Below are 19,894 nucleotides of genomic sequence, written 5' to 3' on the forward strand. Positions count from 1 at the left end.
TGGACTGTTAGGTGAGTGATTGGATGCGGGCTCAAGCGGTGGCAATACAAAAAATTTAACGGCATGTATGGAATGCCTTTATCTGTACTGCTGCTCACGGCGGCGCGCGCGAAGCCCATGATTATAGCCCAGCCTGCGGGAAAGGGCTACTTTCCCTCTTCGGGCTTGCGCGAACGCAACGCGCCGAGCACTGCGAAGGGGTTCGGCTTGGCCTCTTCAGCCGCCTTGAAGTCCTCGTCGCTGGACGAAAGTTGCACCGGCGTGGGGCAGACATCGTGGACGGGCATGACGGGGATTTCCATCAGCAGCTCGTCCTCGATCAGGGCACGCAGGTCGAAATCCCGGCTCACGACGAGCAGGTCTTCCTCGGATTCCTCGTCTTGCGCCTCGGCAGTGGCCTCGTCGGCCACGAAACGGAACCAGCGATCCACGGAAAGCAGCGTGTCGACCGGCGACAGGCAACGCTGGCAAACCAGCGGCACGGAGGCTTCAGCCTCCAGGTGCAGCCAGGGCGCGGCCTTGCCATCCGCACCGGGGCGCTCTTCCCCGTGGGCCTCCCATCGGACCACCGCGTCGGGCGCCGGGACGGCCAGTTCGGCGACCAGGCGTACATAGTTCGGAACCGGATCGGCGGCTTCCAGGGTGGCGGCAGCGGCGGTAAAGCCGGGCACATTGAGCCGTTCGGGGGCAAATTCTCTCTTCATCCGCGCCAGTCTAGCGTGCCGGCCATTTCACCGGCTTGGGGCATACCTGAGAGTTCTGGGCGGCTCACGCACAATCGTCACCATGCAACGCACCGTGATCCTCGCCTCGACCTCGCGCTACCGCCGCGAACTGCTCACCCGCCTGCGCCTGCCCTTCGATGTGCACTCGCCGGAAGTCGACGAAACGCCCCAGCCCGGCGAAACGCCGCACGACCTGGCCGTGCGCCTCGCGCTGGAAAAGGCAAACGCCGTGGCTACCCGCTTCCCAGAAGCCGTGGTCATCGGTTCGGACCAGGTGGCCGACCTGGCCGGCGAGGCGCTGGGCAAGCCCGGCGACCATGCCCGCGCCACCGCCCAATTGCGCCGCATGCGCGGCCAGACGCTGATCTTCCAGACGGCCGTGGCCGTCGTCTGCAAGGCCACCGGCTTCGTCCAGCGCGACATCGCGCCCGTGCGCGTGGTGTTCCGCGACCTCAGCGACGCCGCCATCGAACACTATCTGCAGGCCGAGCAGCCCTATGACTGCGCCGGCAGCGCCAAGAGCGAAGGCCTTGGCATCGCGCTGCTGAGCGCCATCGACAGCGACGACCCGACCGCACTGGTCGGCCTGCCGCTGATCCGCACCTGCCAGATGCTGCGCGCCGCGGGGGTCGATCTGCTGTGACACAACAAAAAGGCAAGCTCTACCTCGTTCCCGCGCCGCTCGACTTCGGTTGCGACGTGCAAGCCCCGCTGCAAGACGCCCTCCCGCTGGGCACGCTGCAGACAGCCGCCGGCATCACCCACTGGATCTGCGAGAACGCGAAATCCGCGCGCGCCTACCTGAAGCGCATCGACGAAGTGGCGCCACTGGCCGCTGCGCTGCAGGCGCAGAGCATCCAGGAACTGCCACGCGAAGTGCACAAGAAAGGTGATCACGCAGGCCAGTTCGACGCCCGCCCCCTGCTGGCCGCCGCGCTCGAAGGCCACGACATCGGCCTGCTGAGCGAGGCAGGCATGCCAGCGGTGGCCGACCCGGGCTCCTCGGTGGCGCGTGCCGCGCACGACCTGGGCCTTACCGTGGTTCCACTGACCGGCCCGGTCTCGCTGCTGCTCGCACTGGCCGCGAGCGGACTCAACGGCCAGAACTTCGCCTTCGTCGGCTACCTGCCGCAGGACGCCGGCGAGCGCCAGACCCGCATCCGCGAACTCGAAGCGCTCGCGCTCAAGTCGGGCCAGACGCAGCTGTTCATCGAGACGCCCTATCGCAACGCCGCGCTGCTGCAGGCCCTCGTGCAGACCCTGCAGCACAACACCCGGCTCGCCGTGGCACACGGCCTGACGCTCGCCACCGCCCACGTGCGCAGCGAAACGGTCAAATCCTGGCGCGCCAAGCCACAAGCCACCACAGACGAACGCCTGCCCGCCGTGTTCGCGATCGGCCGCTGACGATGGTGGGTGTTACCGCAGCCACGCGCTGGGCATCGCGCGCGCAGTTCTTTGCCGCCGGCTTCATCTTCGCGACCTGGGGCGTGCATGTGCCCACGGTCAAGGCGCACTACGGCATCGACGAAGCCCAGCTCGGGCTGGCGATGCTCGCGGCCGGTGCCGGTGCGATGTTCGGCCTGACCAGTGCAGGCCGCTGGATCGGCCGCCACGGCCCGCGTCGCGTGGCCGGCATCTGCGGCTGCATTTATGCACTGCTGCTGGCCGGCCTGATCGCGATGCCCGGCTATGCCGCGCTGCTGGTTCTGCTGGCGGCTTTCGGCCTCGTGACCAGCGTGTTCGACGTCTCGATCAACACCGAAGCCGCCCAACTCGAACTGCACGGCGACACGCCCCTGATGAGCGGCATGCACGGCATGTTCAGCCTGGGCGGCATGGCCGGTGCCGCGAGCGGCAGCGCCGCGCTGGCGGCCGGGCTCGGCGCGCAGGCGCACCTGCTGCTGGTCTCGGCCGCGATGGTGCTGCTCGTTGCCGTAGCCTCGACACGCATGCTGCCCCGCCCCGCCACCAGCGGCGCCACCGAGGCCGATCACGGCTTCCTGCTGCCCCGCGGCACGCTCGCGGTGCTGGGCGTGCTCGCCGCACTGGGTCTGATCGCCGAAGGCGCGATCTACGACTGGAGCGTGCTCTATATGCAGCAGGAGATCGGCAGCCCGCAGCAACAGGCCGCCCTGGCCTATGCAAGCTTCTCGGCCGCGATGGCCGCGGCGCGCTTCGGCGGCGACGCGCTGCGCGCCCGCTTCTCGCCGAGCACGCTGCTGCTCGGCAGCGGCCTGCTGGCCGCGGCGTCGATGGCGCTGGTGCTCATCACCGACCTGCCCTGGCTGGCGTTGGTCGGCTTCGCGGGCGTGGGGGTCGGCTTTGCGAACGTAGTCCCGATCCTGTTCTCGGCCTCGGCGAAAGTTCCGGGCATCGAGCCCGCACGCGGCATTGCGTCGGTCTCGGCCCTTGCCTATCTGGGGTTCATGGCAGGCCCGGCAGTGATCGGGCTGCTGGCGCGGGCGACCTCGCTGACCGCCGCGCTCTATGTCGTCGTGGTCTTCGCCGCGGCGCTGGCGGCATCTGCGCGCTACACCGCCAGCGGCGAAAACAAATAAGAGATCAGCGCAGGGCCGGCGCGGTATGCATCAGGCGCACCGTGGTTTCAGCCATCGCCGCGCCGAACTTCTTGGCCAGCTTCTCGGCCACGTTGTCGCGCCGCGTGTAGTCGATCACCTCTTCGGCCTTGATCACTTCGCGGGCCACGTAGTCGACGTTGCCCAGCTGGTCGGCCAGGCCGTATTCGACAGCCTGCTCGCCGCTCCAGAACAGTCCGCTGAACAGGCCGGGGGTGTCAAGCTTCAGGCGGTCGCCACGGCCGGCCTTCACCACATTGATGAACTGCGTGTGGATCTGGTTGAGCATCGTCTGCGCGTGCGCGCGCTGCGCATCGCTCATCGGGCTGAACGGATCGAGGAAGCCCTTGTTCTCGCCGGCGGTCAGCAGGCGGCGCTCGACGCCGACCTTCTCCATCACGCCGGTGAAGCCGAAGCCGTCCATCAGCACGCCGATGCTGCCGACGATGCTGGCCTTGTCGACATATATCTTGTCTGCGGCGGCGGCAATGTAATAGGCGGCCGAGGCGCAGGTCTCCTCGACCACGGCATAGACCGGCTTCTTGTACTTGGCCTTCAGGCGCTTGATCTCGTCGTTGATGATGCCGGCCTGCACCGGGCTGCCGCCGGGCGAGTTGATCAGCAGGACCACGCCCTTGGCGCCTTCGTCCTCGAAGGCCGTCTTCATCGCGGCGACCACGAACTCCGCGCTCGCATCCCCGCCATTGGCGATTTCGCCCTTGATCTCGACGACGGCGGTGTGCGCCGTGGTCTTGGCCGTGCTCGGCGCGCTGCGCGAGAGCGCGAACCACGCCAGGAAGACGAAGAAGGCAAGCCAGGACAGACGCACGAAGGTCTTCCAGCGGCGCGTGGCCTTCTGTTCGTTCAACGAAGCGAAGGCCAGCTTTTCGAGGGTGGCGCGCTCCCAACCGGGGCGCTGCGTGGGATCTTTGGCCATATTCGTGGGAGGGGCCTGCTCAAATGGTTCGAACCCGGCGGGTTCCGTTCGGTTCGGGTCGGTCATGTCAGAAGGTCAGGGGGTGAAGGTTCCAGCCAGTATGCCAGTGCACTACGCCGTCATGCTCGCTCAAGGCGATCTTCACGAGGCCGCCGCGGCACGGCCCGCCCGCGCATTCGCCGGTGTCGGGCTTGTAGACCGCGCCGTGCGTCGCGCACAGCAGCCACTGGCCGGTGTCGTCGAAGAAGCGGTCGGGCTGGAAGTCGAGTTCCATCGCGACGTGGCTGCACCGGTTGAGAAACGCATGCGGCTGCCCCTCGAAACGTATCGCGAAGGCGCGGCAGGTTTCTCCGCCATAGACCACGTCGAAGGGCACGGCCAGGCTGCCTTCAACCAGGTCCGCGGCATTGCACAACGGGATGTGTTCTTCGTCGCTCATGGCAGGACTTTTTCAAGCGTTTCCGAGGAGCCACGCCTCGAGGTCGGCCACCGAATGCGCAATGTGCAGCGGCTTGAATTCGTCGAAGCTGGCGGGTTCATGCGCGCCGTAGCTCACACCCACGTTGGCGCAGCCGGCGTTCTGCGCAAGCTGCAGGTCATGCGTGGTGTCGCCGATCATCAGGGTGCGTTCCGGCGGCACGTCGAGTTCTTCCATCAGCTCCAGCAGCATGCGCGGATGCGGCTTGCCGAAGGTTTCGTCGGCAGTGCGAGAGGCGTCGAAGCGGTCGCGCAGCGCGACCGACTTGAGCGCCTCATTGAGGCCGCGGCGCGACTTGCCGGTGGCCACGGCCAATTTGTGGCCGCGCGCGCGCAGGGCATCGAGCATCTGCAGCACGCCATCGAACAGCACGAGGTCGTCCTGGTGCTGAAGATAGTGGTAGCGGTAACGGGCGCCAAGCTCCGGGTATTTTTCTTTCGGCACGTCGGGCGCCGCACGCGCGAGCGCCTCGGCCAGGCCGAGGCCGATCACCCAGGCGGCGTCGTTCTCGCTCGGCTTGGCGCCGCCGACGTCGATCACCGCGGCCTGGATGCAGCGCACGATCAGACGCGTGGAGTCATAGAGCGTGCCGTCCCAGTCGAAGGCAATCAGGTCGAAGCGAAGAGGTCTGGAAAAATCAGTCATGGGCCGTGGGAGTGGGGTGTTGGGCCAGTGCCTCGAGGGCGGCGGGCGGCATCAGCGCGTGCAGTTCGGGCGGCAGGTCGGCCTGCAGCGCCACGCGATCGCCGCTGGCCGGATGGTTGAATTGCAGCCGCCAGGCGTGCAGGAACATGCGCCTGAGGCCGAGTTTCTGAAATGCGCGCTGGCGTTCGGACTCGCCGTACTTGTCGTCGCCGGCAATCGGATGCCCGGCCGACGCGAGGTGAACGCGAATCTGATGCGTGCGCCCGGTCTTGATAGTCACTGCCAGCAACGACAGCGGCGCGGCATCGCCCGGCAGCGAGAGCCGCGCCAGCACCCGCACCAGCGTGACGGCGCGCATGGCGTCCGGATGGTCCTTGGCGACCACGCGCACGCGGCGCTCGCCGGCGCCAGCGCCGGAACCGTCGGGCAGCAAATACTTGGCCAGCGGCGCGTCGAGCACCTTCTTGTTGGCGGGCCAAGCGCCCTCGACCAGCGCCAGATAGGTCTTGCCGGTTTCGCGTTCGCGGAACTGGTCCTGCAGCGCGACCAGCGCGCTGCGCTTCTTGGCGACGAGCAGGATGCCGGAGGTTTCGCGGTCCAGCCGGTGCACCAGTTCCAGGAACTTGGCGGCGGGCCGGGCGGTGCGCAGTTGCTCGATCACGCCAAAGCTCACGCCGCTGCCGCCATGGACGGCCACGCCGGCCGGCTTGTCGATGGCCAGCACGGCTTCGTCTTCGAGCAGCACCGGAAATTCGCGCGCCGGTGCCGGCGGGGTGCCGCCCTCTTCAGCGCGCGGCGAGATGCGGATCGGTGGCAGCCGCAGCACGTCGCCCGCCTCGATGCGGGTTTCGGCCTGCACCCGGCCCTTGTTGATGCGCACCTCGCCCGACCGGATGATCCGGTAGACGTGCGTCTTCGGAACGCCTTTCAGATGGCGGAAAAGGAAGTTGTCGAGCCGCTGCCCGGCAGATTCAGCGTCGACCGTGAGGAATGTGATGGCCGAATGCGGCGCCCCGGCTTCGCCTGGGGCTTTTTGGCCTGCGGGATTTGGAGCAGCCGCGGGGCCTTGCTTCGCACCTATAATGTTTTTCACCAGCGCGGTCATGTAAGTGCTTGATTAGACAGAAGTTTAGTCCACTGCCATCAAATACCCAGGACGGCGCTGTGAGGTCGATGCCGCTTTGGCGCCGAGCTGCAAACCCCGCGCAATTGCGCAAAGTGGCAGACCAGGCACCCAAGTCAAGCCGACACCCACGAAACACCGATACGGAATACCCAGCCTGCAGCTTCCAAGCTGCCGGCGGATCGAAGCGAGTCCCTTGTTGTGTTGATGCTGCTGATTCAAATGTGCCTGCGCTGGCCAACCTGGTTTCGACCAGTGGCCTCAGGCATTGAATCGTTGGCAGCGTGCGCCACTCTTGCGCAACCAGCTATCAAAAAGATAGCTGACCAACACCGAATCTGGCTCGCGCCCATCCACGCGCCCCCACCCCGGCTGTCTTCTTGAGCTAACGCTCGAGAGGCCTGCTCGCGCCTGGCGCGGCAGTGAACAGCATCCGGGGCCCAAGCGGCAATTCCCTGGTTTCGCGGGCGTCGTCCGTGCATCGTTGGCCCATCAAGGGCCGGTAGAACGATACATATAAGGACAACGCATCATGAAGCGGATGCTGATCAATGCCACGCAGGCCGAAGAACGCCGCCTGGCCATCGTCGACGGGCAGAAACTGCTCGACTACGAAATCGAAATCGAAGGGCGCGAACAGCGCAAGGGCAACATCTACAAAGCCGTCGTGACGCGCGTCGAGCCCTCGCTCGAAGCCTGTTTCGTCGACTACGGCGAAGACCGCCACGGCTTCCTGCCGTTCAAGGAAATCTCCAAGCAGTACTTCGCCGAAGGCGTGTCTGCCAGCCAGGCCCGCATCCAGGACGCGATCCGCGAAGGCCAGGAACTCACCGTCCAGGTCGAAAAAGAAGAACGCGGCAACAAGGGCGCGGCCCTCACCACCTTCATCTCGCTGGCCGGCCGCTATGTCGTGCTGATGCCGAACAACCCCCGTGGCGGTGGCGTTTCGCGCCGCATCGAGGGTGACGACCGCGCCGAACTCAAGGAGGCGATGGACCAGCTCGAGTACCCGAAGGGCATGAGCATCATCGCGCGCACCGCTGGCATCGGCCGCATTGCGTCCGAACTCCAGTGGGACCTGAACTACCTGCTCAAGCTCTGGACCGCCATCGACGGCGCGGCCAAGGGCGGCAAGGGTGCCTTCCTGATCTACCAGGAATCGTCGCTCGTCATCCGCGCCATTCGTGACTATTTCAATCACGACATCGGCGACATCCTGATCGACACCGACGACATCTACGACCAGGCGCAGCAGTTCATGGCGCACGTCATGCCCGAGCATGCCGCCCGCGTGAAGCGCTACCGCGACGACGCGGCCCTGTTCAGCCGCTTCCAGATCGAGCACCAGATCGAATCGGCCTACGCCCGCACCGTGCAGCTGCCTTCGGGCGGCGCCATCGTGATCGACCACACCGAAGCACTGGTCTCGGTCGACGTGAACTCGGCCCGCGCCATCAAGGGCGGCGACATCGAAGAGACCGCCACCCGCACCAACCTCGAAGCCGCCGACGAAGTGGCCCGCCAGATGCGCCTGCGCGACCTGGGCGGCCTGATCGTCATCGACTTCATCGACATGGACGAGTCGAAGAACCGCCGCGAAGTCGAAAGCCGCCTGCGCGACGCTCTGCGCCAGGACCGCGCCCGCGTGCAGTTCGGCTCGATCAGCAAGTTCGGCCTGATGGAAATGAGCCGCCAGCGCCTGAAGCCCGCGCTCTCCGAAGGCTCGTCGATCCCCTGCCCCCGCTGCGGCGGCTCGGGCCACATCCGCGACACCGAATCGAGCGCGCTGCAGATCCTGCGCATCATTCAGGAAGAGTCCATGAAGGACAACACGGCCGCCGTGCATGTGCAGGTGCCCGTGGAAGTCGCCTCGTTCCTGCTGAACGAAAAGCGCCCCGAAATCGCGAAGATCGAGCTCAAGCAGCGCGTCACCGTGCTGATGGTGCCCAACAAGACGCTCGAAACGCCGAACTACAAGCTCGAGCGCCTGAAGCACGACGATCCGCGCCTCGACCACATCGAAGCCAGCTACAAGATGGCCGACGAGATCGAAGACCCGACCTCGGTCACGCGCCGTTCGCAAGAGCCCACCAACAAGCAGACGCCGGTCATCAAGGGCGTGCTGCCCGATGCGCCCGCGCCCGTGGTGCCGCCCAAGCCCGAAGCAGTGCGTGCGCCTGTCGCAGCAGCACCCGCACCGGTCGCACCGCCCGTGGTGAGCGCACCGGTTCCGGCGCAGACCGGCTTCTTCGCCTGGATCAAGAACCTGTTCGGCGGCACGCCGGCCCCCGCTGCGGCGCCTGCGCCGTCCGCGATCCCGGTCGAGGCACCGAAGCCCCGTCGCGACGGCCGTCCTGGCCGCGACGGCGAAGCACGCGGCGGCGCACGTGACGGCGAACAGCGCCGTGGCGGCCGCGGCGGCGAAGGCCGCGGCGAGAACGGCGGACGCTCCGGCGGTCGCGACGGCGAACGCCGTGGCGGCCGTGGTGGCGAGCGCCGTGAAGGTCGCGAAGGCCGTGAAGGCCGCAGCAGCGAACTGCGCAACGACGCCGCCAACCAGCCGCGTGAACAACGCGAACCGCGCGAGCAGCGTGAGCCCCGCGAGCCGCGTGAAGCGCGCGCACCACGCGACGGCGAGCAACGCCGCAACGGTCGTGGCGAGCGCCGCGAAGGCGAAGGCCGCGAAGGTCGCAACAACGCACCGGCCGAAGCACTCGACGGCAACGTCAACCTCGAAGCCCAGCAACTGGCGCCCGGCGCCGTTGCAGGCGACGAAGGCAACGCAGCGGAACGCGCACCCCGCGCCCGCGGCGAACGCCGTGAACGTGGCGAGCGCGGTGAACGTGGTGGCGAACGCAATGGCGCCGACAACAACGGCGCCCGCGAACGCAACAATGCCGAAGCCGGCGAAGGCGCCGCACAAGGCGAGCAACGCCAGCCCCGCAACGGCCGCGACGAGCAGCGCGCACCGCGTGGCGAACGCAGCGACCGCAACGACGGCCGCCGCGAACGCCGCAACGACGCACCTCAAGCCGAAGCGGATGCACGCGGCGCCGAGGCCGCAGCAGCCGATGTCGATCAAGGCGGCGAAGCCAGCATCAACGGCAGCAACGAGCAGGCACCGCGCCGCGAAGGCGACGAGCGCCGCGGCCGTTCGCGTGACCGCTACGGCCGTGACCGCCGCGAACGCGGCCCGCGCGATGAAGCCGAAGCCACCGCCGAAGGCGCCGCAACGGAAGCCACGGGCGATGCACAGCAGCAAGCCCCGCAGCAGCAACTGCCGCTGGCGTCGGAACGCTTCGAAGCAGTCGAAGCCGCTGCGGCACCGGAAGTCCGAGAACCCGTGGCAGCACCGCAGCAGGTCCGCGCTGAGCGCCCCGCGCCGGCACCGGCTGTCGTGGCAGCAGCTGCGCCGATCGTCGTCGAAAGCGCCAAGGCGCCTGTCGCCGCCAACGGCCGCGCACTGCCCAAGGTCCAGCCTTTCGAACTGCCGCTGAACGAGCTCGCGCAGATCGCCGAGAGCTCGGGCCTGCAGTGGGTCAATTCGGATGCCGAACGCATCGCGCAAGCACGCGCCGCCATCGAAGCCGAGCCGAAGCCGGTGCACGTGCCGCGCGAACGCCCGCCGGTGGTTGTGCTCGACGAGGGCCCGCTGGTGCTGGTCGAAACCCGCCGCGACCTCGGTTCGATGTCGCTGCCGTTCGAGCAAGAGCAGCAACGCAGCCTCTGAGCGACACACGCTCCCAAGTAAAAACGGCGCCAGTGGCGCCGTTTTTTTATGCCTTGTCGTGCGCCGGCAGTTCCGGCATCTCCAGGATCAGCTGGCCGAACCGGCAGGCGCATTCCGTCTTGCCGCCCTCGCTCCAGATCAGCGAAAAATCCACGTTCGGCAAAGGCGGCAGGCCATAGCGGCCGTCGACGATCTTCATGCCCGGCTCCACGTCCTCGCGCGTGAGCACCGTCACGGCCAGCCCCGCCAGCACGGCCGCGCGAATGCCATGCTGGCTCGCGGAGGTGAATACCACATGCCAGTCGACCGGCGTCGCATCCAGCGCTGCGCCGGCCAGTTCACGGTTGACGCAGGGCTTCGGAAAGTACGCCAGCGGCAGCGACGCGCCGGCGGGCGGCTCGAAAGTCTCAGCCGCCACCCACACCAGTTGCGTGCGCCGCAAGCGCGTGCCCTCCTCGCAATCGGCCGGCGACATCACCACCGCGAGGTCGAGCTCGCCCGCCTTGATCATTGCGCGAAAGTCGAGGTGCATGCTCACGCTGACCTCCATGCGCGTGGCGGGAAACGAGCGCGCGAACTGCGAGAGCAGCGGCGGCAGCCGGTCGCCCATGAAGGTGTCTGGCGCGCCGAAGCGCACCACGCCCGAGATCAGCGAGGGTTGAAAGCGCCGCGTCATCGTGTCGAGCGTGTCGAGGATCTGCTGCGCATAGCGAAGGAAGTCTTCGCCGTCTTCCGTCACCGTGAGGCGGCGTGTCGTTCGATGCAGCAGCGGCCGGCCCACTTGTTCCTCGAGCCGCCGGATCTGGTGGCTGATGGCCGACTGCGTCAGGTGCAGCCGCTGGGCGGCGCGCGTGAAGCCGCCGGTTTCCTTGACGGCCACGAAGGCTCGCAGCAGCGCGGGGTCGAAATCCATGGCAAGCAACCAATCAATGATGAATCGTCATGGATTCTAGGAAATTAAATCATTTCCATCATGAAGAGGCCTTCCCCAGAATCGCCCGGACCTCTTTGCCAAAGACTCCCGAAAGACTTCCGATGCCTCTCTCCCATACCGGCAAGAACCGGGTCGCGCTGGCCGCGATCTGCCTCATTGCCCTGATGTTCGGCCTGGAAATCTCCAGCGTGCCGGTCATTCTTCCCACGCTCGAACAGGCATTGCACGCCGACTTCAGCGACATGCAGTGGATCATGAACGCCTACACCATCGCCTGCACCACGGTTTTGATGGCCGCGGGCACGCTTGCCGACCGCTACGGCCGCAAGCGCCTCCTCGTCGTCGGCGTGGTGCTCTTCGGCCTCACCTCGCTGGCCTGCGGGCTGGCGCAGAGCGCGCCGGTGCTGATCGTCGCGCGCTTCCTCCAGGGCCTGAGCGGCGGCGCGATGCTGATCTGCCAGCTCGCCGTGCTCTCGCACCAGTTCCAGGAAGGCAAGCAACGCAGCAAGGCCTTCGCCATCTGGGGCGTGGTCTTCGGCATGGGCCTGGGGTTCGGGCCGATCATCGGCGGTGCCATCGTGGCGCTGTCGAACTGGCAGTGGGTGTTCCTGGTCCATGTGCCGCTGGCGGCGGTGGCCGTTGCCCTGGTGTTCCGCAGCGTGGAAGAGTCGAGCGACCCCGATGCGCAAAAGCTCGACCTGCCTGGCATCGTCACGCTGTCGCTTGCGGTGCTGGGCCTGACGTACTTCATCACGCAGGGGCCGGGTCTCGGCTTTGCGAGCCCGCTGGCCATCGGCGTGATCGCGGCGTCGGCCGCGAGCTTCGCGCTCTTCCTGTGGGTGGAAAAGATCAACCCGCATCCGATGTTCGACTTCTCGGTCTTCAAGATTCGCAATTTCTCGGGTTCGATCATCGGCTCCATCGGCATGAACTTCAGCTTCTGGCCGTTCATGATCTACCTGCCCATCTACTTCCAGGGCGCGCTGGGCTACGACGCGGTCACGGCCGGCTCGGCACTGCTGGCTTACACGCTGCCCACGCTCGTGCTGCCGCCGCTGGCCGAGCGGCTGTCGCTGCGCTACCGGCCCGGCGCGGTCATTCCCGCGGGCCTGTTCGTCATCGGGCTCGGCTTCATTGCAATGCGCTATGGCAGCGGCATGGTTCACGCGGGCTGGATGACGATGTTGCCCGGCTGCCTGCTGGCCGGCATCGGGCTGGGCCTGACCAACACGCCCGTCACCAACACCACCACCGGTTCGGTGCCGAGTTCGCGCGCGGGCATGGCCTCGGGCATGGACATGAGCGCACGGCTGATCACGTTGGCCATCAACATCGCGCTGATGGGCTTCATCCTGCTCGAAGGCGTTCATGCGCATCTGCGCGGCGCGTTGTCGGCATCGCTGGACGCAATGCAATTGCGCGCGCTGGCGGAAAAGATCGCGGCCGGCAACTTCGCATCGCTTGCCGAAGGCTTTCCGGCGCTGTCGCAGGCAGACCCGTCCGGCGCCGTCGTGCATGCGGCGCTGGTGAACAGCTTCGGGCTGGTGATGCTCTACGGGGGAGTCGGCGTCTGGGTGCTGGCCGGCGTCAGTCTGCTGATCTTCGGCAGTGGCAAACCACTGGCGCGGTCATCGGGCCTGAAGGCTGAAGGGTCCTGCCCCTGAAAACGCTCAGGTGTTCTCGATCTGCGCCGCGCGCTTCCACGCCTCGGCGGCTTGCTCTGCATCGTCGCGGTCTTCGGCCAACTGGGCCAAGGCGAGCCAGGCACGGCGGTACAGATCGGTGTCCTGCAGCCCAAGGCCGGCCTGCGTCAACAGCTGCTGGGCCTTGCCCCACAGCTGGCGCTTCATGCAGGCCATGCCTGCGAGGTATTGGAGGTTCGGGTCGCGCGGGTTGTTGCGCTGCGCGCTTTCGATGCGCGCCAGCCAGTCGGCATCGACCGAGTCGAGCCCTGCTTCGAGCGCACGCGCCAGCTTGACGCGCAGCGCATCGCCGAGCGCGCGTGGGTTGGCCACCATGCGCTCCCAGGCCGGCAGCAGCCAGCCGCGCGCCAGAGCAAGGTCGCCACGCAGCGCGACCATCCGTTGGGCAGCGTGAATCGCCACTTCGGGCATGTCGCGCTCATTGGCATCGAGCTCAGTCCACGCGCGAAGCAGCTGTGCCGGATCGTGTGCGCCCGTCAGCAGCTCGGTCGCCAGCCCACGCACGATGCTCTGTGCCGCGGCGTCAGAGAAGGCGCGGTGCTTGGCCAGCAGGCGCGCGGTTTCGAGCGCTTCGAGCGTGCGGCGATCCTGCCGTGCCGCCTTGAGCCGCAAGCGCAATGCGAGCGTGCGGCGTTGCGCGCCTTGCGGCAGTTCTTCGAGCCGCGCAAGTGCCGCGGCTGCATCGCGGTCTTCGAGCGCCCAGCGCGCCGCGCGCAGTTGCACGCCTTCGCGCGTCTCCGGGCTGGCGAGCACGGCGCGATCGGCGCTTTCGTTGAGGGCCTGCTGCAGATGGGCATCGCGAGCTGGCTTGTCTTGCAGTGCCTGTGCGCTCTCGGCCGCCAGCAGGTGCGACAGCACGCGCACCTGCTGCGCCTGCGGCAGGCTGGCGCCGAGCGCCGACAGCGTTTTCTCCTGCGTGAGCGCGGCCTGCGCGGCCTTGCGTGCACGCGAGAAGCGACCCGAGATCAGCTGCACCATCGCATCGAGCAAGGCTGCATGCAGCGTGCGCTCCTTCTGCTGCAGCCGCCACTGGCGCGCCTGCGTCGGCAGCGAGAACAGTGCTGCCAGTGCCCGCAAAGCCACGTGCATCAGCACGAAGGCCACCAGCAGGATCACGAGCACGAGGTTCAGCGACAGGTCGACACGCCAGGGCGGCCAGAACACGGTGATCGTGCCCTGGTTGTTGCCTGCGAAAAGAGCGACTGCTGCTGCAACAGCGAACAGCGCGAGGAGCCAGATTGCGGCGCGCATGTCCGATCAGCGTCCTGCTGCGGCGGTGGCCAGTGCCGCGAGCGTGTCGTCGATGCGGACCGGCTCGGACGTCTTCACCAGCGCCTGCAGCTGCTGCAGCTGCGTGGCGGCGGCCTGGGTGCGGCGCGATGCGGGATCGAAATAGCGGTTGAGCGAGGCAGTTACCTGCGACAGCTCGCCGCGCGTGGCCTCCATTTGCCGCGACAGCAGCGACAGGCGCGCATTGAGCAGCTTGAGCTTCAGGTTCTCGCGCAGGAAGTAAGACTGCTCGGGCGCCAGCAGGATCGCCTCCGGGCTCTGGATGCGGCCGACGCGCACCAGCGAGCGGGCCTCGCCGCGCACGGTGAGCAGCACGCGGCGCCACCACGGCGCGTCGGCGGGAATCGGCTCGGGCTGCCAGGCGTTGGTGCCGGTGCCGCGCACGGCAACGGCGTTGAGCGTGGGCAGGTCGTCCACGCCGCGCATCAGTTCGTCGAGCTTCTGCAGCGCTTCGGCGCTGTCGGTGCTTGCGGTGCTGCGCAGGCGGTCGGCATCGCGCTGCATGGCCCTCTGCAGTGGCGTCAGCCGCGGCTGCGCGGCGCGCGCGATGCGCACGTCGCCGGCCTTCAGCGCAGCCAGCAGCGGCTCGACGCTGCCGGTGACCTGTGCCTGCTGCAGGGCAAGGCGCACGGCCGACTCGATGTCGACCACGAGGTTCTCGTCGCGCGAACGCGAGAGGCTTTGAATGAGCTCTTCGAGCTGCGAGCGTTGCAGCGCGACTTCAGCCACGCGGGTTTCGACCAGAGCCACGCGGGCCGAGGCCTCGCGCACGGTGTCGCTTGCCTGGCGGGCCAGCGTGCGCGCCTCCATCGATTGCGCGATGGCATCGGCGCTCTGGCGTGCCAGCTGTTCCTTCATGCCGCCGACCTTCTGCCACAGCGCGATCGTCATCAGCAAGGCGGCCAGCGCCACGAGGGCCACGAGGCCGAATGCGATGCGAGAGAGGATCAGCGCCCCTGCTGCCTGTGCGGCCGGCGTCTGGTGCGGTGCCAGCGTGGCGGGCACCGGCGCCGTGGCAGCGGTTGGGGAAGGAGAGGAAAAATCGTCTGACGGGGACGCGGCGCTCATGCCAAGGATTCTATAGACGCGATCAGCCCATCCCGCAGTGGTGTGCATACACGCAACGCCCCGAAACCCGCGGCCCGTGCGGCTTCGCCGATTCGTGCATGCGTGGCGACCGCGCTCGCGGCGTGCCATTGCACACCGGGCATCGCGCGCTGCAGATTGCCGATGGCCTCTGAGCTGCTGAAGAGCCAGATCGCGCGGCCTTCGGCGCCATCAATGGCCAGCCGACGTTGTACGACATCCAGCGACGGCGGCAACCGGCGATAAGCCACCACGGTGTCGCGATGGCCGCCCGCGACATCGATTTCATTGGCGAGCCAGTCGCGCCCTGTGGGGTGCCCGGCTTCGTCGCCGCCACGCACGATCAGCACGCGCACGCCGGCAGACACCTGGGCCTGCACCCGCTCCCACAGCGCTTCGGAGTCGAAACGCGTGGCCTCAGGAGGTGGTGCGTCGATGAGTTCCAGCGGCACGCCGGCGCGAAGCAAGGCGCGCGTGGTGCCTGGGCCCGTGGCCCAGAAGCGGCGCCCTGCCAGCGTATCGGCAGCGTTCTTGTGCTGGAAGAAATGCTCGACGGCCGTGGCGCTCACGAACATCAGCGCCGCGTAATTCACCAACTGCCGCCACGCCGTGCGCAGCGGTTCGGCATCGACCACCGGCTCGATCACGATGAGCGGCAGCGCCACCGCATCGAGCCCAGCGGCGCGCAGGTCACTCACCCATTGCGCCGCCTCGCGCGCCGGCCGCGTGACGATGACGGGGCGGGCGGTCATACGATGACCACCGATCTCAGTGAGCCCCGGCGTCGCGCAGCAGCGCCGCGGCGCGCTCGCCGAGCGCATCGGCCTGCGCGAAATCGCCGGCCTGCGCCAGCGCATGCACCTTCACCAGCGGCGCGCTGCCCTCCGGATCGCCCCAAGCGGCGTCGATGCGCAGCGCGCCGTCGGCCTGCCAGCGTGCATGGGCCGCCAGCGGCATGGAGCAGCTGCCGCCCATCGCGCGACTCACAGCGCGCTCGGCGGCGGTGGAAAGCCAGTCGCCCTGGTGGGCCAGCGAGCGCAGCAATTCGATGAGTTCGGTACGGTCCGCGCGCACCTCGATGCCCAATGCGCCCTGCCCGGCGGCCGGCAGCATGGTGTCGGGATCGAAGGCCACGCGGATGCGGCTTTCCAGCCCCAGCCGCTTGAGCCCGGCCGCCGCCAGCACGATGGCGTCGTACTGCCCTTCGTCGAGCTTGCGCAGGCGGGTGTCGAGGTTGCCGCGCAGCGGTTCGATGCGCAGGTCGGGCCTCAGCGCGCGCAGCAGCACCACACGGCGCAGGCTCGAAGTGCCGACCACCGCACCCTGCGGCAGCGCGTCGAGCGATTCATAGCGGGGGGAGACCAGCGCGTCGCGCGGGTCTTCGCGCTCCAGCACGCAGGCCAGCGCGAAGCCTTCGGGCAGGTCCATCGGCACGTCTTTGAGCGAATGGACCGCGATGTCGGCACGCCCTTCTTCGAGCGCGAGCTCGAGCTCTTTCACGAAGAGCCCCTTGCCGCCCACCTTGCTGAGCGTGCGGTCGAGGATCTGGTCGCCGGTGGTCGTCAGGCCGAGCAGGCTGACCGTATGGCCCTTTTCTTGCAAAAGCGCCCGGACGTGTTCGGCTTGCCACAGTGCCAGGCGGCTTTCGCGCGTGGCGATCACGATATTGCTCAAGACCGGTTCCAAAAGTACATGTTCTAAACCGCCGGAATGCTAGCATGTTGCGCCGCAACAACGCAGGCGGCGCATCCATTCAAGAAGTCAAAAAGTCCAGGACAAACATCGAATGAAAGCCAGCAAGACCCCTGCTCCCCCCAAGCGCCGCCAGACCGAAGACCAGCCACTGATCGACGACATCCGGCTGCTGGGCCGGATCCTCGGCGACGTGATCCGGGAGCAGGAAGGAGACGAAACCTACGCGCTGGTCGAAAAGATCCGCACCTTGTCCGTGGCTTTCCGCCGCGACGCCGACCACGCCGCCGACCGCGCGCTGAAGAACCTGCTCAAGGGCCTGAGCGCGGCCGAAACGGTGCGCGTGATTCGCGCCTTCACCTACTTCAGCCACCTGGCCAATCTTGCGGAAGACCGCCACCAGATCCGCCGCCGCACGGAAACGGAACGCGCCGGCGAAAGCGTCGAGGGCGACCTGCAAACGGCACTCGCGCGCATCCGCAAGGCCGGCGTGAAGCCCGACGACATCGTCGCCTCGCTGGCCCACAGCTATGTGTCGCCGGTGCTCACCGCGCACCCGACCGAAGTGCAGCGCAAGAGCATCCTCGATGCCGAGCGCGCCATCGCGCAACTGCTCACCGTGCGCGACGAGATCAGGCTGCGCCAGAGCGCCTATGCGGGCGGCAAGGATGCGCTCTCGCCGCTCGAATTTGCCGAGAACGAAACGCAGATGCGCACCCGCGTCACGCAGATCTGGCAGACGCGCATCCTGCGCTTTTCCAAGCTCACGGTGGCCGACGAAATCGAGAACTCGCTGAGCTACTACGAAGCCACCTTCCTGCGCGAGATTCCGCGCGTCTACGCCGACCTCGAAAAGGCCCTCGCCCAGGGCGGCCACACGCCTTCGGTCGCGCCTTTCCTGCGCATGGGCCAGTGGATCGGCGGTGACCGCGACGGCAACCCCAACGTCACCGCCCAGACGCTCGAATACGCCCTGGGCCGCCAGTGCGAGCTGGCGCTGCGCCACTACCTCACCGAAGTGCACTACCTGGGCGGCGAGCTGTCGCTGTCGGCCACGCTGGTCGATGTGACGGTCGAGATGCAGGCGCTGGCCGAACGCTCGCCCGACACCAACGAGCACCGCAAGGACGAGCCCTACCGCCGCGCCCTCACCGGTGTGTATGCGCGCCTTGCGGCCACGCTGCGCGAGCTCACCGGCGGCGAGGCCGCGCGCCACGCCGTCGCGCCGCAGAACCCGTACGCCACGGCCGAAGAGTTCCTGGCCGACCTGCGCACCGTGGCCGAATCGCTCGAAGAAAAGCACGGCACCGTGCTTGCCGCGCCGCGCCTGCTGCCGCTGATTCGCGCGGTCGAGGTGTTCGGCTTTCACCTGGCCACGGTCGACCTGCGCCAGAGCTCCGACAAGCACGAGGCGGTGATCGCCGAGCTGCTGGCCACCGCTCGCATCGAGCCCTCGTATGCGTCGCTCGCCGAAGAGGCCAAGCAGACGCTGCTGCTCAGGCTGCTCGACGACGCCCGCCCGCTGCGCGTGCCCGACGCCGACTACTCGCCGCTTGCGAAGAGCGAGCTGGCCATCTTCGCTGCCGCCCGCGTTTCGCGTGCGCGCTATGGCGCCGCGGCCATCCGCCACTACATCATCAGCCACACCGAAACGGTGAGCGACCTGCTCGAAGCACTGCTGCTGCAAAAGGAAGTGGGCCTGCTGCGCGGCGCGATGGACAGCAACGCGACCTGCGACCTGATCGTGGTGCCGCTGTTCGAAACCATCGAAGACCTGCGCAACGCCGCGCCCATCGTGCGCGCCTTCTATGCGCTGCCGAACATCCAGGCGCTCGTCGAACGCTCGGGCGCCGAGCAGGACGTGATGCTCGGCTACTCCGACAGCAACAAGGACGGCGGCATCTTCACCAGCAACTGGGAGCTGTACCGCGCGGGCATCGCGCTGGTGTCGCTGTTCGACGAGCTCAACAAGAAGAAGGCCAACCCCATTCGCCTGCGCATGTTCCATGGCCGCGGCGGCACCGTGGGCCGCGGCGGCGGCCCGAGCTACCAGGCCATCCTCGCGCAGCCGCCCGGCACGGTGCGCGGCCAGATCCGGCTGACCGAGCAGGGCGAAGTGATCGGCTCGAAGTACGCCAACCGCGAGATCGGCCGGCGCAACCTCGAAACGCTGGTGGCTGCCACGCTCGAAGCCACGCTGCTGCCGCAAGGCAAGTCGGCGCCCGCCACCTTTCTCTCGGCTGCGGGCGAACTGTCGACCGCCAGCATGGCCGCGTACCGCAAGCTGGTCTACGAAACCCCGGGCTTCGGCGACTATTTCTTCGGCTCCACGCCGATCCGCGAAATTGCCGAGCTCAACATCGGCTCGCGCCCCGCCTCGCGCAACCCCAGCCACAAGATCGACGACCTGCGCGCGGTGCCGTGGAGCTTCAGCTGGGGCCAGTGCCGCCTCACCATTCCTGGCTGGTTCGGCTTCGGCTCGGGCGTCGAACAGTTCCTCGCCGCAGCGGGCACGGCTGCAGGGAAGAAGGAGCGCCAGGCATTGCTGCAGCGCATGTACGAGCAGTGGCCCTTCTTCCGCACGCTGCTGTCGAACATGGACATGGTGCTGGCCAAGAGCGACCTCGCGCTGGCTTCGCGCTACGCCGAGCTGGTCACCGACCGCAAGCTGCGCCAGAAGGTGTTCTCGATGATCGATGCCGAATGGCACCGCACCTCCGACGCACTCACACTCATCACCGGCGCGAAGCAGCGGCTCGAAGGCAATGCCGAGATGCAACGCTCGGTGCGCCACCGCTTTCCGTACATCGACCCGCTGCACCACCTGCAGGTCGAGCTGATGCGGCGCTACCGCGCGGGCGACGGCGGCGAGCGGCTGCAGCGCGGCATCCACATCTCGATCAACGGGGTGGCGGCGGGGCTGCGCAACACGGGCTGACCACACCCATTCCGACCACGGCAAAGGGCGCTTC

The 19,894-nt window shown here is 67.6% G+C and carries 16 protein-coding genes; 6 read left to right on the forward strand and 10 right to left on the reverse strand.

From position 1 onward, the window contains the following. Positions 1 to 146: 146 nt before the first annotated feature. Entirely contained in the window at positions 147 to 704 is a 558-nt protein-coding gene (locus tag ACZYSP_RS10145) for a YceD family protein (RefSeq protein ID WP_093075595.1), read from the reverse strand. Positions 705 to 786: 82 nt separating this feature from the next. Between ACZYSP_RS10145 and ACZYSP_RS10150 the strand changes: the two genes are divergently transcribed. The 3 genes from ACZYSP_RS10150 to ACZYSP_RS10160 are packed head-to-tail and all read left to right on the forward strand — an operon-like array spanning position 787 to position 3,286. Continuing rightward, positions 787 to 1,368 (forward strand): Maf family nucleotide pyrophosphatase, encoded by a 582-nt coding sequence (locus ACZYSP_RS10150; protein ID WP_093075596.1) that lies wholly within the window; start codon positions 787 to 789, stop codon positions 1,366 to 1,368. Continuing rightward, entirely contained in the window at positions 1,365 to 2,132 is a 768-nt protein-coding gene (locus ACZYSP_RS10155) for an SAM-dependent methyltransferase (RefSeq protein WP_093075598.1), read from the forward strand. Before ACZYSP_RS10150 ends, ACZYSP_RS10155 begins: the two co-directional genes overlap by 4 nt. Before the next feature lie 2 nt (positions 2,133 to 2,134). Then, a complete protein-coding gene (locus ACZYSP_RS10160) occupies positions 2,135 to 3,286 on the forward strand; it encodes an MFS transporter (RefSeq protein ID WP_093075599.1) in 1,152 nt (383 codons plus the stop codon). 4 nt (positions 3,287 to 3,290) lie between these two features. On the opposite strand, the gene ACZYSP_RS10165 is transcribed toward ACZYSP_RS10160, so the two are convergent. From ACZYSP_RS10165 to ACZYSP_RS10180, 4 genes are read right to left on the reverse strand one after another with little or no spacing between them, the layout of a single operon-like run. Then, positions 3,291 to 4,307: a S49 family peptidase gene (locus ACZYSP_RS10165; protein WP_093075601.1), complete on the reverse strand. Its 1,017-nt coding sequence runs from the start codon at positions 4,305 to 4,307 to the stop codon at positions 3,291 to 3,293. Between the two features lies 1 nt (position 4,308). Beyond that, complete coding sequence (locus ACZYSP_RS10170; RefSeq protein WP_093075602.1) at positions 4,309 to 4,680, reverse strand: Rieske (2Fe-2S) protein; 372 nt, start codon at positions 4,678 to 4,680, stop codon at positions 4,309 to 4,311. 12 nt (positions 4,681 to 4,692) lie between these two features. After that, positions 4,693 to 5,364 carry an HAD family hydrolase gene (locus ACZYSP_RS10175; RefSeq protein ID WP_093075604.1) on the reverse strand — a complete coding sequence of 224 codons (672 nt, stop codon included), beginning with the start codon at positions 5,362 to 5,364 and terminating at the stop codon, positions 4,693 to 4,695. Continuing rightward, a complete protein-coding gene (locus tag ACZYSP_RS10180; protein WP_093076054.1) occupies positions 5,357 to 6,457 on the reverse strand; it encodes an RluA family pseudouridine synthase in 1,101 nt (366 codons plus the stop codon). The genes ACZYSP_RS10175 and ACZYSP_RS10180 overlap by 8 nt, the downstream gene beginning before the upstream one ends. Positions 6,458 to 7,019: 562 nt before the next feature. Between ACZYSP_RS10180 and ACZYSP_RS10185 the strand changes: the two genes are divergently transcribed. After that, positions 7,020 to 10,217: an Rne/Rng family ribonuclease gene (locus ACZYSP_RS10185; protein ID WP_489014071.1), complete on the forward strand. Its 3,198-nt coding sequence runs from the start codon at positions 7,020 to 7,022 to the stop codon at positions 10,215 to 10,217. A 46-nt stretch (positions 10,218 to 10,263) separates the two neighbouring features. Here the strand turns inward: ACZYSP_RS10185 and ACZYSP_RS10190 are convergent, their stop codons facing one another. Further along, entirely contained in the window at positions 10,264 to 11,130 is an 867-nt protein-coding gene (locus tag ACZYSP_RS10190) for a LysR family transcriptional regulator (protein ID WP_093049383.1), read from the reverse strand. Positions 11,131 to 11,252: 122 nt separating this feature from the next. Here ACZYSP_RS10190 and ACZYSP_RS10195 point away from each other — a divergent pair, with 122 nt between their 5' ends. Continuing rightward, a complete protein-coding gene (locus ACZYSP_RS10195) occupies positions 11,253 to 12,815 on the forward strand; it encodes an MFS transporter (protein WP_093075607.1) in 1,563 nt (520 codons plus the stop codon). 6 nt (positions 12,816 to 12,821) lie between these two features. Here the strand turns inward: ACZYSP_RS10195 and ACZYSP_RS10200 are convergent, their stop codons facing one another. The 4 genes from ACZYSP_RS10200 to hemC are packed head-to-tail and all read right to left on the reverse strand — an operon-like array spanning position 12,822 to position 16,904. Further along, positions 12,822 to 14,105 carry a heme biosynthesis protein HemY gene (locus ACZYSP_RS10200; protein WP_093075608.1) on the reverse strand — a complete coding sequence of 428 codons (1,284 nt, stop codon included), beginning with the start codon at positions 14,103 to 14,105 and terminating at the stop codon, positions 12,822 to 12,824. A gap of 6 nt (positions 14,106 to 14,111) precedes the next feature. Next, a complete protein-coding gene (locus tag ACZYSP_RS10205) occupies positions 14,112 to 15,212 on the reverse strand; it encodes a uroporphyrinogen-III C-methyltransferase (protein ID WP_093049375.1) in 1,101 nt (366 codons plus the stop codon). Continuing rightward, positions 15,209 to 15,982: a uroporphyrinogen-III synthase gene (locus tag ACZYSP_RS10210; protein ID WP_093075610.1), complete on the reverse strand. Its 774-nt coding sequence runs from the start codon at positions 15,980 to 15,982 to the stop codon at positions 15,209 to 15,211. Before ACZYSP_RS10210 ends, ACZYSP_RS10205 begins: the two co-directional genes overlap by 4 nt. Before the next feature lie 16 nt (positions 15,983 to 15,998). After that, the gene (gene hemC / locus ACZYSP_RS10215) at positions 15,999 to 16,904 is read right to left on the reverse strand and encodes a hydroxymethylbilane synthase (protein WP_256216698.1); all 906 of its coding nucleotides are present in this window, start codon (positions 16,902 to 16,904) and stop codon (positions 15,999 to 16,001) included. A gap of 112 nt (positions 16,905 to 17,016) precedes the next feature. On the opposite strand from hemC, the gene ppc reads away from it, so the two are divergent. Next, on the forward strand, positions 17,017 to 19,860 hold the full coding sequence (gene ppc, locus ACZYSP_RS10220) for a phosphoenolpyruvate carboxylase (RefSeq protein ID WP_093049367.1): 2,844 nt from the start codon (positions 17,017 to 17,019) through the stop codon (positions 19,858 to 19,860). The last annotated feature ends 34 nt before the right edge of the window (positions 19,861 to 19,894 follow it).

It is taken from the genome of Variovorax sp. F042, from assembly GCF_057814215.1.

Bases quoted from the DNA above. Each gene is read 5' to 3' on its own strand.
- ACZYSP_RS10145 (WP_093075595.1), bottom strand. From the start codon at position 704: ATGAAGAGAGAATTTGCCCCCGAACGGCTCAATGTGCCCGGCTTTACC.
- ACZYSP_RS10150 (WP_093075596.1), top strand. From the start codon at position 787: ATGCAACGCACCGTGATCCTCGCCTCGACCTCGCGCTACCGCCGCGAA.
- ACZYSP_RS10160 (WP_093075599.1), top strand. From the start codon at position 2,135: ATGGTGGGTGTTACCGCAGCCACGCGCTGGGCATCGCGCGCGCAGTTC.
- ACZYSP_RS10165 (WP_093075601.1), bottom strand. From the start codon at position 4,307: ATGACCGACCCGAACCGAACGGAACCCGCCGGGTTCGAACCATTTGAG.
- ACZYSP_RS10170 (WP_093075602.1), bottom strand. From the start codon at position 4,680: ATGAGCGACGAAGAACACATCCCGTTGTGCAATGCCGCGGACCTGGTT.
- ACZYSP_RS10175 (WP_093075604.1), bottom strand. From the start codon at position 5,364: ATGACTGATTTTTCCAGACCTCTTCGCTTCGACCTGATTGCCTTCGAC.
- ACZYSP_RS10185 (WP_489014071.1), top strand. From the start codon at position 7,020: ATGAAGCGGATGCTGATCAATGCCACGCAGGCCGAAGAACGCCGCCTG.
- ACZYSP_RS10190 (WP_093049383.1), bottom strand. From the start codon at position 11,130: ATGGATTTCGACCCCGCGCTGCTGCGAGCCTTCGTGGCCGTCAAGGAA.
- ACZYSP_RS10195 (WP_093075607.1), top strand. From the start codon at position 11,253: ATGCCTCTCTCCCATACCGGCAAGAACCGGGTCGCGCTGGCCGCGATC.
- ACZYSP_RS10200 (WP_093075608.1), bottom strand. From the start codon at position 14,105: ATGCGCGCCGCAATCTGGCTCCTCGCGCTGTTCGCTGTTGCAGCAGCA.
- ACZYSP_RS10205 (WP_093049375.1), bottom strand. From the start codon at position 15,212: ATGAGCGCCGCGTCCCCGTCAGACGATTTTTCCTCTCCTTCCCCAACC.
- ACZYSP_RS10210 (WP_093075610.1), bottom strand. From the start codon at position 15,982: ATGACCGCCCGCCCCGTCATCGTCACGCGGCCGGCGCGCGAGGCGGCG.
- ppc (WP_093049367.1), top strand. From the start codon at position 17,017: ATGAAAGCCAGCAAGACCCCTGCTCCCCCCAAGCGCCGCCAGACCGAA.